Source organism: Paenibacillus sp. FSL P2-0322, from assembly GCF_037975315.1.
Lineage (GTDB): Bacteria > Bacillota > Bacilli > Paenibacillales > Paenibacillaceae > Paenibacillus > Paenibacillus polymyxa_B.
Genome location: NZ_CP150243.1, coordinates 482,595 through 494,508 on the forward strand (window position 1 = coordinate 482,595; position 11,914 = coordinate 494,508).

The window sequence follows — 11,914 nt, forward strand, 5'->3', positions numbered from 1 at the left end:
AATGCTTCGTTCGAAATTAGTATATTCAGCATGCTAGGCTGACATGACTATCCCAATAGAAAAAAAGCCCTGATCATAGCGATCAGGGCTTTCTTCGAGAGAGGCATAGCAATTTGTGATGGATCTATGTAAAAAAGACATAATAAAAAGCTCGTTCATCTGGTAGCTGGCTGCCATCCGGATAGGAAGGCCCTATAGTTTTGCGTCACTGCCTTTCGACAGTTTTGCCATTAACTTGAATAGCTTGTGCGTCTATCATCTATCAAACTGATTTCATGTAACCTCTCATTTACAACTTGGAACGGTTCCCCCATTTTTTGCGGAAGGAATGAGGTGTTTCTCCTACATGCTCCTTGAATAGGTTAATAAAATGGCTCGTATTGGGAATCCCTACGTACCTTGCGATATCCACAATGGACATGTCACTGGTTTTAAGCCAGCTTTGAGCGGCTGTGATACGGACATTAATGAGATAATCAATCGGAGAGAAACCGATCTGCTTTTTGAAATTTTTAGCCAGATTAAACTTGTTTAATTCAAACATGTCTGCCAGCGAGTCCAGTGTTATTCGCTCACAGTAGGACTGATCCAAATATTGCTGTACCCGGCGTACTTCGCTGAGGGTTTCAGCATTCACATGCGGATGATCATAGGGATGTTGCAAAATGCACATTAGTATTTCACCAATGAGCCTGGACGTTAGCAGCTCAGCGGAAAGACTTCTGTCAGACTGCCCGCAAATCAGAGCATGGAGCTTATCCAATATAATATGCGGATTATGCATGGAAATGACCGGTTTATTATGCTTGGCAAATTGTTCGTAAAAATTTTCGATCAGGTTGCCATACAGGTACAGGCTGATATACTCCCAGGATTCATGACCGGAGGTGCTGTATTGAACATATTCCTCGCAATTAATAAAGAACAAATCTTGAGGTTTTATGATATATTTCTTGTCCCGGTACAGTAATTCTCCCTTACCAGACAACGTAAAGACAAGCAAAAAAGAGGCAAGTTCTTTCCTTTCCATCGTAAAAGCAGAAGTTTTTTGAAAGTAGCCTAATTCCTGGATATATAAAAGGGATTGCTTGGCAAAAGCGGAGGGAGTGCGTACAATTACGACCGGATCGCCATTCCAGAGGCCCACGTTGTTTTTTTGGTCTGTTGTCATATTCAATTCCTTTACAAAAAAGCAATTTTATCTAGCATATCTTGGTTTGATTTACCAATATATAATGGCTGATTAAACATGATTTCCTATTTATAAAAGTTTATTTTATCACAACAAATATGTCTATATATCAAATTATGTGTGTGAGCTTTATGGGAGTCTCGCTTTTTATGGATATTTAATCTGATAATCCATATGAAAAAGTCGAATGCTGTTGAAAGAATCTGGGGTTATCATGGATTCAAATCCTTTCTGAGGTCAAATACCAAAATGGTACTGAAAAAAGGTATCTTATGCCCATTCAACTTTCTTGTTCACTTCTCCTTTCGGTTTAAAAAAATTGGGACTTGGTTTTGTTAAAATGGTTCGTAAGGCTTATTATTGAAAATAAGAGTTTGGGCCCAGTACTGTGATTTTGTTCACAAACATGAATGTAAAAAAGAGAGATATATGCATAAAAAATTACGCAAAAAGTGCCCTTGCGCGTTTCATCAAAAGTGCTTTCAACTTTGGAAATGACACGGGCAATGATATGATGGGTAATACAGGTATAGTGCTTTACTTACTCGACAGTCAGTTTGGAGGATTACAGGATGGGAAAACCAAAAAGTACGAAAACCGCAGCGGCTTGGTCGCTCGTTATTCTAGGGGCAGGCTTTGCAGCCACATTGCCCTTCCAGCAATATGGCTGGGCTCGTTTATTAGCCGGAGCTTTTGAGGCAGGACTTGTAGGGGGACTGGCAGACTGGTTCGCTGTCACTGCTTTGTTCCGTCATCCGCTAGGCATTCCGATACCACATACGGCGCTGCTTCCTAAAAATAGGGACAAGCTCACGAATGCATTGGTGAGTACCGTGGAAAATAACCTGCTAAACAAAGACAGCATTGCGTCTAAAATTGCAGATATTCGTTTGGCCGATTTGGTACTGGGCGGTGTGGAAAAAGGAATGCGCACGCCGGAGGCGGCGGCATCCATAGATGTTCTTGCCAAGCGTCTCGTCCAGTCGCTCCCGCTCGCGGAATTGGCTCCGGTCATCGTGGCAGAGCTCAAGCGGCAGGTGACTGACTTTGACACCGGACCGCTGCTGGAGGCGCTTGCTCGTCAAACCAGCGAGAAGGGCTATGATCGCCGCGCACTGGATTACACGCTGGAGCAAGCCGAGTCCTGGCTTTTGCGACCCGAAACGGGTTATACGCTGGGCACCTTAGGGATGCAGGCTGTTAGTGGTTTGCAGGTGAGCGGGCTGATGCAGTTTGCCTTGAACGCATTCCTCGGCTATCTGAACGAAGAGCGTATGGGTGAAATGATTCGTCATTTCCTGCTGGATCAGGTAGCAGAACTGCAAAGGGAAGAGCACCCGCGCCGCCAGGCCGTGCTGGATGGTCTGAGAACACAGGTGACCCGATTGGCGACGAAAGATACGGTTCAGGAAGGGTTGAACGGCTGGAAGGATAGCCTTGTTGAAGCCTGGGAAGGCGATGCGTCAGTGCTGGGCAAAATGGAAGAACTGCGTATACGCTTATTGGACTACATGGAAGACGGAAGCTATGTGCAGACCTATATTTTACCGCTATTGGATCGGATGCTGACTGATTTAAGAGGGAATACCGAGCTGCTGGACAAGATCAATGTGCGAATTGTGGAAGGTATTACTGGACTGGTGGAAGCCAACCATAGTCGAATTGGTAACTTGGTACGCGAAAATGTAGACAAAATGGATAACAAATCCCTGATTGCACTGATGGAGGACAAACTGGGACAGGATTTGCAGTGGATACGTATTAACGGCGCAGTTACAGGCTTCCTGATCGGCATTGTGCTGACAGGTATCCGTATGCTAATCCAATAGACCAGAAAAAGCTACAGATAGGGTTGTGGAAGCATGAGGCTTTGGCATGAACATTTGATCGACAGGTTACCCCGTCCGCAACTGCTGGGGCAACATCGTGAGTGCTGTGCCCTGCGCGGGAATGGGTGGGGCAAGCCACACGCCACCGTGAATTATGTGTTCGATTATCACCCAATGCTGCTGGTGCGCTATCATAGGCTCATTATGGACGAAATGAAAAGCAGAGGGTACAATGTTGATCCACTATGGGAACAGCCGTTGTATCGCGGTAAGCAGTGTGAGCCTTGGGAGGCGGAGCTGGGTGAGGAACTGGCAGGCGCGGGTGCATATGTGGAGCATGACGATGAGTATATGAAGGAGTGCCTGGATAACCTGGCTTCCAAGGGTATTTTAATAGAGATTGAAGTGACCTAAAAAAGACGGGCTGCGGTATGTTCATCATTCAGATGAAGTGCCGCAAGCCCGCTTTTTTGATGCTTCAGTGTTCAGTGCTTGGGGGAGAGACTCGGGATATTAGATTACAGAATCCAGCGGGTGACCTTTTCCAGCGGTTGTCTGGATTTTTCCCGCTTGGGTTCATGAGCGCGATAACCGAAGGCAGCAATGACTGAAATATCGAGCAGCCCGTTTTCTAGCAGTCCTTCTTCCTCCAAAATGGCATGCACCTGATCGTAGTTAAAGCCCTCAATTGGACAGGAATCAATACCGATCTGAGCCGCCGCTGTCATCATATTGCCTAAGGCAATGTAGGTTTGCTTGGAAGCCCAGTCAAATAACGTACGTTCGTTTTCCAGTAAGCGTTGATTTTCACCCTGGAAAATCTTATAGCGGCCTGGCAGTGAGGCAAAGTCCTCCTCAGACATACCTTTAACCTCTTTATACATATACTCCACGTAAGGAGAATCATAACGAACATCCTTGCGCGCCAAAATCAGGACGACGTGGCTAGCCGCAGGAATCTGCTTTTGACCGCCGCTGGAAACTGCAGCCAGCTTTTCTCTCAATGCCTGATTTTGTACAACTACAAACTGCCATGGTTCAAAACCAACGGAGCTTGGAGAAAGTCGCCCGGTTTCGAGAATGAACTGAAAATCCTCTTCTGGTATGATGCGATTGGGATCGAATTCTTTCGTGGCGTGCCTGAACAGAAAGGCGTCCAGAATTTCCTGTTTTTTAGCTGATGTATTAGACATAAAATGTACTCCTTTTGATATGGGTTTAGTTGGTACTCTATGGGTTTTCTGCTACTATAATGAGAGCTGATATCGAATATATAGTTATCATATAGAAAGTTTTTGCAGGGAACAAGTACGCACATATTTGTTCCTTGTCATGCGTCTGGGGCTATTGGTTTACACATTCTACAGAAAGAAGGGGTATACATGGCACAGGAGATGGAACATGCAGTTAGCGTTAATTTTGGATGTCCGGTAGCGAAAACCGTCGGGGTTATAGGCGGCAAGTGGAAGGGAGTCATCTTGTATCATTTGACGACAGGACCGCGGCGCTATAACGAAATTCGACGGACCTTGCCTAATATTACACAGCGGATGCTAACCTTGCAGTTGCGTGAACTGGAGAGAGATGGCATTGTGCACCGTGAAATTTATAATGAGAACCCACCGCGTGTGGAATACTCGCTTACCCCGTTGGGAGATACGTTAAGGCCGTTGCTGGATTTTATGAGAGACTGGGGGATCTTCTATGGAGAACAGGGTTGCGAGCCTGTGACGACAACTTCCAAATCAGGCAAGCACTTTTGTTAAAGGGCATGAAGAAAGCCCGCCAAATGATTTCATAGAAGACGCATAAGAAATCATTAGCGGGCGGAATAAGGTCTGGGTTATTTAGATAAAATGTGCACTTATTTAAACTCGATGGCTTCGTTCATCTGCGCCCAAGCCGTTTCTCCAATGATGCCCAAGCGCCAGATAGCGATTCCTTTGAGGTCATAACGTTTGGCTAAACCGATCTTGGCGTTAACGGTGCTATCTTTTTCACTACCCATCGAAATCCCCAAAATGAGCTTGTCGCGCGAGGTTTCCTTCAAGGCCAGTTGTATGGCTTCATCCACTTTATCCAAAGGCTCAGGCGTAGCCTTTTGTCCGTAATCATAGGCCATGATGATCAGATCGTCCGCCAGATTGCCCAGCGTTTTGTAGTCATAGCCAGAGTAAGAGCTGTTCAGCGGATGTAGAACGACGGTGAGCTTGAGTCCAGCCTGATGCGCTTTGGCCGATAACTTTTGAATAAAGGCGTTGTAGTCTGAACGCGCTTTGGCTTTATCGCCGCTCCAGCCCAATCCTTCCAGATCTAGCGTAATGCCTTTAAATTGTTTGTCGGTGGCGGTACTGACGATTTGGGAAATGGTTTGTTCTTGAAGCTGCGCATTTTCCAAAACCTTGGTCAGTTCGTGATTGCCATCTCCGGAATAGACCATCAGGTAAGGGGAAGTCCCCTGGCTGTCTGCCTCCTGCACAATGGACTCCGGCGTTACGGTTCCAGCGGCTTGAGGCCATTTGTATTCTTTGCCGTTTGTCGTAAATTGTCCGTTCGTATCAATTCGACTCCAGCCGAAGGCAACTGCGTTAAAATCCGGTATTTTGGATTTTTGGTCAAAGGAAGACAGCGCATAGAAGCCTACTGTATACATAGCTTCACGTGGCGATGTAATGGAGACCGTCCGTGTTCCCTGGTTCCAGTTCACCGTGGCTCCAAACTGCTGCCCGAAAAAGCCCAGCGGAATCATGGTGCTGCCGTGCACGGTTTGCGGAGCGGCTGTTAGTTGAACCGTTTGTCCGTCCACTGTGGCATTGCGGCTACCCATCTTTAGAACCACCTGTTTGGTAGCAGAGCCTTGCGCTTTGGTAGCAGTGATGCTTTGGCTGGCTTGATCCCATTTCACTGTAATGCCGAGAGCCTCAGAAATAGCGCGAAAGGGAACCATGGTCGTGCCGTTCATCATGGCAGGTTGTACGGGGAACGGTAATGGATATCCGTCCAGCATAATGCTGATCTTGCCGGTCTCGGCTTGTGCCAAGGGGCTATAGATGCCCGCTGCGGTACTCAGGAAAATAGCGCTAGATAACAGAGCCTTATTTACGATTTTCATCCTATGATCTCCTATGCTCAATAGATTGCAATGCTATCATGTTAGAATCGTGAGGTATCTACCATTTTACCAAAAAAATGATAGAAAGGTGAATGTGAAATAATAGGATGAGATGAATTTGAATATGTATTAAAGCTGAATATTAATCGTGTTCTTTCATACAAAAAAGCTGACCCCTTTAACTAGGTGTCAGCTTTTTCTTTTTAAAACGATCTTAACTTCATTCGTAACCCAGATTACTTGCGGCGCTTGAGTGCAATGCCGACAGCTGCGGCACCAAGAACGACTGCAATGATCGAGAGGACGAGTGCTGTCGTTTGTGCAGTAGAGCTGGCAGGAGCAGAAGCAGCAGGGGCAGCTTCTACAGCATTATTCGAAGCAGGTGCGGGACTGCTGCTATCTTTAGTCGTATCTGTGCTCGCGTGGCCTGCTGCCATACCCGCTGAATCGTGTCCGCTGTCTGCGGCAGGGGCAGGAGTTGCGGACGTGGCATCCGCCGTGATTTCGGTAATAGAATGAGGGTTGTTACTTCCTTCATCGCCTGTCCATTCCACAATACTTCCGTCACTATAATATTGGAAGGCGTCCCAGGCTGCTGCGGTATTCTGGTCTGCATTTTGCGCTACAAAGCTGAAACGTTGATACTGACCCGCTTGAATGCCGTCTTTTTCAGTCGTCCAGGTCACGGTGGTTACTTTGCCAGAGCTGTCTTTTTCGGTGGCTACCTTCCAATTCGGTACAGGCTCGTATTGTTTGAAAACGACCTCTTTCGGAATTTTCAAGGCGACTTTGGTGGTTGGAATGTTTTTTTCCACGGGTACTTTCAATGTGTACGTTTCCCATGCATTAGGTTGTGAAATAGAAGGCTTAACTGTCACATGTGCACTGGCCATGCCTGCAAAAAGTAAGGCACCCGCCGCAATTAGACCCACAGAGGTTGCAAACCTGGAAAATCTGGATTTTGCTGTTTGAATCGTTGTATTCATATTCATTTCGCTCCTTTTAAGTATAAAATAATTATTTTTTACCGCCTACATACAGGGTAAATTCAGCATCAACCGCATCGAGTGATGCCGTCAGAGCATGTACTTTTACCGCCCATGTTCCTTCGGAGGTCATCAATTCCTGACTGCGGAATGGTTGTTGTTGCTTTACGGGCAGAACAAATTCCTGTTGATCTTGGTCAGGGTCTGCTGGAGTGAGCGTTAACGTGACCTGCTGGATTCCCGAAACGGCAGCACCCTTGCTATCCTGAACGGATACCTTAAATTCATTGCTGCCCACAGCATTGGGGCTGACTGCCAGTGTAACGTTATATTCGCCCGTAGTGCGAGTCTCCTCAAACGGTACAGCAGGTGCCTGGCCGGGTGACAGGTGAGTGAGCACCGCGGTCAACAGCATCACGAGCAGGCCGACGGACAACTCGGCACGCAATCCCCCAGCGGCTCGCTTGCTCGCCGCCGCTTGCCGTGCGCTGCGGAACTGGCTGGCCGCGAAGACCAGCATGACTAGCAGCAGCGCTGCTTTGCCGAGCAGAACGAGTCCATAGGACGTGTTCAGCAGCATGGAGGGAGCCGGAATGTACAGCACGGCTCCATATATACCGGTGGCGAGTAACGCTGCCACCATCGCAATGCCCCAGCCGGCGAAGCGGCGCAAGGCGGCTTGTCGCAGAGTTGCCCGTTCGGATACGGGCAACTCTGCTCCGGCAACCGGCAGGCACACGACCATGACGGCAAGTGAGCCGATCCAAAAGGCTGCTGCCGCGAGATGGACGAAGTCCGCCGCAATGGCTGGAGCTGGATGCGTAGCCGCTGCCGGATGGCCGACAAAGGCCTTGGACAGCATGAGGCATAGCGTTAGGAGAGCCGAGCTGTATCCCCAAAGACGGCGCTGGCGATTCGAAATGCTGTGATCCAGCGCGTAAATCAGCGTTACGCTTAGGAGTAGCACGAGAATCATCTGGATAAACCAAATTTGTCCGGCTCCAGTAAACTGGAGAGCTTCTCCCAGAATCGGGAATGAGAAGCCCTCCCTGATGGAAACCCCGGCATCCCATGAAGCCTGAAGTGGCAGGCTGATCAGAATGGCGGCAGACGTTATGCCGTAGCCGCTCCATAGCAGCTTAGTCCAGCGGGGCAATGTTTCAAAGGGCCGCTGATTTTGCTTATGCTGTTCACTTCGATTCTTGTCTTGGCTTATGCTCGGTAAGATGAACAGCCGGAAACAAATCGCTCCAAAAAGCAGCGATAGTCCTATGTAAAGAAACCAACGGACAGCGATTAAGTCGATTCGTGATGTCCCTGAGCCTTCAGATGCGGCAGCTTGATGGGTAGGCGCATTGGAACCGCTGCCTACTTGAAATGGAATAACTCCATTAACCGGATGTCCGTCTGCGGATAAAGCTCTCCAATTGACGGAGTAAATTCCATTTTTCATCCCTGGAATCAATTGGATTTCCATGGTGGCTTTGTGATTCGGGTCAAGCTGTGCTTTTCCTGTGTCGACCCGCTTGCCTGTTTCATCGGTCACTTTGATCGACATGAAGGCAGATTGCAAATCTTCATTGAAGGTGATGGTCACCTGAGAAGGCGACTTGTCCAAAACCTGATTTTCGGTCGGACTGGATTCAATGACAAATGCATGAGCCCACGAAGAGTGAGGAAACAGGATCAGAAGGGGGAGACACAGCAATAAAAGACAAGCCACACGGGCTGGTCTGGACAGGTACAACATGCCTGTGAAGTCACCTTCTCTCGATTACTTGAAGCGAGGATATCCCCATTTGTAACATTTTATACGGACAAACCCCTTCCTATCTTAATCATAGTGCATATAGCGTGAATAGATGGAGCGAATTATGACATTTATATGAAATTTGAAATAATAAGCATTATACAAAATGCCAATCATATGAAAACCCCTAGCGTGGTTGAATTCAGGACGATTTCAACCACGCTAGGGGCAAAGAGGAAGAGCCTATGAAGGAACTAGAGCCCTGTTTCCATGAGATCCGTGAAAGCAGATTGCTTATGTTGAATATAATGGATAAAAATAGCCGTTAGTTTGGGATCGAATTGGCTACCCGAGCAGGCACGTAGTTCTTCAATGGCCTCCTCGAACGTTTTGGTGGGTTGATAGGGGCGCTCGGTTGTCATCGCGTCAAAAGAGTCGATGATCGTCAGCATCCGACATAAACGTGGAATTTGCTCGCCCTTAAAGCCAAACGGATAGCCTCCTCCGTCATAACGTTCATGATGCAGCTCCACAAAAGGAACCAAATCTATGAATCGTTCGTTGGCTTCGACAATACGTTTGCCCCACATGACATGCGCTTGCACCATCTGCCATTCCTCACCGGAGAGCTTCTCTTTTTTATTGAGGATATTCCAGGGAATTTCCAGTTTACCAATGTCATGAATGAGGGCACCTAGTATGAAACGCCGCTTATCCTCTGGTCCAAGCTGAAGCACATCGCTCATGTCTGCTGCATATCTGAATACCCGCTTGGAATGCTTGAAAGTGTTAATATCCTTGTACAAGAACAAATTAAGCTGCTGCTCAAGATCGCGAATATCCTGCCCCAGATCGACCTCGCGCTCCACTTCATTTAAACTTCCGTGCGTATGAACGATGTTTTTGCCCTGTTTCTTGGCGTAGTACAGGGCTTTATCCGCCAGATCGACCAGCTGTGATTTGTCGTAGATGTCAATGCGGCTTTGTGCAATACCTGCGGAGAAGGACAGACAGCCGTGTGGAAAAATTTCAACACCCTCATAACGAGAATCATTTAATCTTTTTCGAATAGCATTGACTGTTTCATATGCTTGTTCAGCGGTATGCTCGGGCATAAGCAGAGTAAATTCTTCTCCACCGTAGCGGGATACGGTGATGTGGGTGCCGGAGGTTTCCTTCTTAAGAAACTCACCGAGAAATCCCAGTAGCTGATCGCCTTTAAGATGACCGAAATGATCATTGTATTTTTTGAAATCATCAATATCAATCAGCGCCAGACTGAGAGGAGTATTCTCGGATCGGGATATATTCAATTCAGCTTCAAGTGTATTTTCAAAGTAGCTGTGATTGTATAGCCCTGTTCTGCGATCCATGTTCGCTTTTTCTTCGATTTCCCGATACAGCGTGAACATTTGCTTGAATGCGTGAGACAGGAGCATGCTTAGCCCAAGGAACAGCAAAAGTCCTAAAATGCCGTTGTTATAAATCAGTGTAGTCAATACCAAAGACAGAATGAGTGTACATAAGTATACGAGCAGGGATTCAGCCAAAAAAGCCTGTTTAAGCTCATTGAAGGACCCTTTGTATGCGATATAAAAGTAGATGCCCAGTGTGATGGTGTTCACCGCAAAGTAGCAAATCAACGCCAGCAGGTAGGAAGCGAAATGATCTTGGTTTAAAGCTCCCTGCGTTCCGCCGCTTAGTTCAAATACTGTTGAAGACAGGAAAATGGAAAGGGCGTAAATGGAAAAATTGACGGTATGCTTCCACCAGGACAGCTCTGTGTGCCGGAACATGGCAATGATTACATTTAACAACAAAATCAGAATAGCAATTTCGGTGCCATGCACAAAAATACAAGCCAGATACACGGAGGAATCCATGGACTGCTTGTTACTGGCCGGTGGTAGCTGGAATGTAAAATGCTCCAGAATCAGAACTGCTCCCAATAGGGAATAGATCGTGACCCACTCTGTTGTCGTATAGTGCAAAAAGGACCATTGGTTCGTATACAGGAGGACGATCACGCCTGCCAAACATATGAAAAACACATATATTCCCGTCGCGGTAACCCGTTCTTGCAGCTTTTTTATTATACTCATCATTTCTTCTCCTGCCTTGTCGTATCTTGATGTCAAAGCTACCAGGGGTGAATGGGATAATTTACAATTTTGTAATCGAAAATTTCACATGAAAAAACAGGCCGGAATCCAGCCTGTTTTGTTGAGCCTGTGCTTCCTTTTTTTCTTATCGGTGACTAGCCCCCGATTTTGTAACCGGAAGTCAAAGCAATTATGACAGAAGCTACGATAATAGCATTGATAATCACACGGGAGTATTTCAAGTTTTTCATAGGGTTCCCTCCCTTCCTTGGAATAAGGTGTGCACTAGGCGTGGCGGGGATTGGTTTCTTGCTGCTTATCCTTAGTTCTCTTCACGACCATAATGCTTTGGATAAACAGGAACATCCCGAAATTCATGACAACATCTCCAATACTAATTACCTGCGTGCGGGGATAGGGCTTGGAGAGAGGAATAATGTCACCAAGCAATGATAGACGCGTGCTCGCATCCATCATGTAATGTTTCGAGATGACACTTCCGGATTTAAGCATATCTGTATAATAGGGACCCAGCACCTCCGAAGCGCTCAACGAGACCGGCATCCTGCCGCCATTCACCGCCATAACGATAAAATTCATCAATACGCCGATTATAATAAGCTTGAATCCCTTATGATGTCTGTTCAACCAGAGAAATATCAATCCAACCACGTAGACTCCCATAAATAGATACCCGTTAATGGCTGCCAGCCAAGCCCACTTTTCCTGGAAATAAAAAATAATGAATTGTACCAGCAGCAGCACGGGGAACATCCAGCCGGCTATAAGGCGAATTTGACTGAAACGGATCAGACCTTGCCGCCAGCCTCCTCTGAACAGACCTACAATGAGACCTAGTAGCACTCCATCATAGACCATTATCATTCTCCAGATTCCACAAATTTTTTGTTTTGGTTACCGTATAATTCGACCTGAAATTGGT

At 46.8% G+C, this 11,914-nt stretch carries 11 protein-coding genes and 1 riboswitch; of the genes, 3 read left to right on the plus strand and 8 right to left on the minus strand.

Annotation, left to right across the window (positions count from 1 at the left end; translation table 11 throughout):
- Positions 1 to 33 precede the first annotated feature (33 nt).
- Positions 34 to 177, minus strand: a complete 144-nt coding sequence (locus tag MKY24_RS02180) for a hypothetical protein (RefSeq protein ID WP_155613641.1) — start codon at positions 175 to 177, stop codon at positions 34 to 36.
- Positions 159 to 239: riboswitch (cyclic di-GMP riboswitch) on the minus strand. It overlaps the preceding gene by 19 nt.
- A gap of 50 nt (positions 240 to 289) precedes the next feature.
- On the minus strand, positions 290 to 1,171 hold the full coding sequence (locus tag MKY24_RS02185; RefSeq protein WP_023986686.1) for an AraC family transcriptional regulator: 882 nt from the start codon (positions 1,169 to 1,171) through the stop codon (positions 290 to 292).
- 593 nt (positions 1,172 to 1,764) lie between these two features.
- Here MKY24_RS02185 and MKY24_RS02190 point away from each other — a divergent pair.
- Complete coding sequence (locus tag MKY24_RS02190; protein WP_068941032.1) at positions 1,765 to 3,021, plus strand: DUF445 domain-containing protein; 1,257 nt, start codon at positions 1,765 to 1,767, stop codon at positions 3,019 to 3,021.
- Positions 3,022 to 3,054: 33 nt separating this feature from the next.
- Entirely contained in the window at positions 3,055 to 3,435 is a 381-nt protein-coding gene (locus tag MKY24_RS02195) for a TIGR02328 family protein (protein ID WP_023986688.1), read from the plus strand.
- Between the two features lie 104 nt (positions 3,436 to 3,539).
- Here the strand turns inward: MKY24_RS02195 and MKY24_RS02200 are convergent, their stop codons facing one another.
- Entirely contained in the window at positions 3,540 to 4,214 is a 675-nt protein-coding gene (locus MKY24_RS02200) for an NAD(P)H-dependent oxidoreductase (protein WP_028541224.1), read from the minus strand.
- 189 nt (positions 4,215 to 4,403) lie between these two features.
- Between MKY24_RS02200 and MKY24_RS02205 the strand changes: the two genes are divergently transcribed.
- Positions 4,404 to 4,787, plus strand: coding sequence for a winged helix-turn-helix transcriptional regulator (locus MKY24_RS02205; protein ID WP_023986690.1), 384 nt, complete (start codon positions 4,404 to 4,406; stop codon positions 4,785 to 4,787).
- A 98-nt stretch (positions 4,788 to 4,885) separates the two neighbouring features.
- Here MKY24_RS02205 and MKY24_RS02210 read toward each other — a convergent pair whose 3' ends face one another.
- From MKY24_RS02210 to MKY24_RS02230, 5 genes are all read right to left on the minus strand, one after another.
- A complete protein-coding gene (locus tag MKY24_RS02210) occupies positions 4,886 to 6,133 on the minus strand; it encodes a stalk domain-containing protein (protein ID WP_023986691.1) in 1,248 nt (415 codons plus the stop codon).
- Positions 6,134 to 6,369: 236 nt separating this feature from the next.
- Positions 6,370 to 7,119, minus strand: a complete 750-nt coding sequence (locus tag MKY24_RS02215; protein ID WP_339201331.1) for a YcnI family protein — start codon at positions 7,117 to 7,119, stop codon at positions 6,370 to 6,372.
- A 31-nt stretch (positions 7,120 to 7,150) separates the two neighbouring features.
- Positions 7,151 to 8,869, minus strand: coding sequence for a copper resistance CopC/CopD family protein (locus MKY24_RS02220; protein ID WP_339201332.1), 1,719 nt, complete (start codon positions 8,867 to 8,869; stop codon positions 7,151 to 7,153).
- Between the two features lie 254 nt (positions 8,870 to 9,123).
- A complete protein-coding gene (locus tag MKY24_RS02225) occupies positions 9,124 to 10,974 on the minus strand; it encodes a diguanylate cyclase (RefSeq protein ID WP_081365925.1) in 1,851 nt (616 codons plus the stop codon).
- A gap of 282 nt (positions 10,975 to 11,256) precedes the next feature.
- On the minus strand, positions 11,257 to 11,850 hold the full coding sequence (locus tag MKY24_RS02230) for a DUF5317 domain-containing protein (RefSeq protein WP_025723384.1): 594 nt from the start codon (positions 11,848 to 11,850) through the stop codon (positions 11,257 to 11,259).
- Between the last annotated feature and the right edge of the window lie 64 nt (positions 11,851 to 11,914).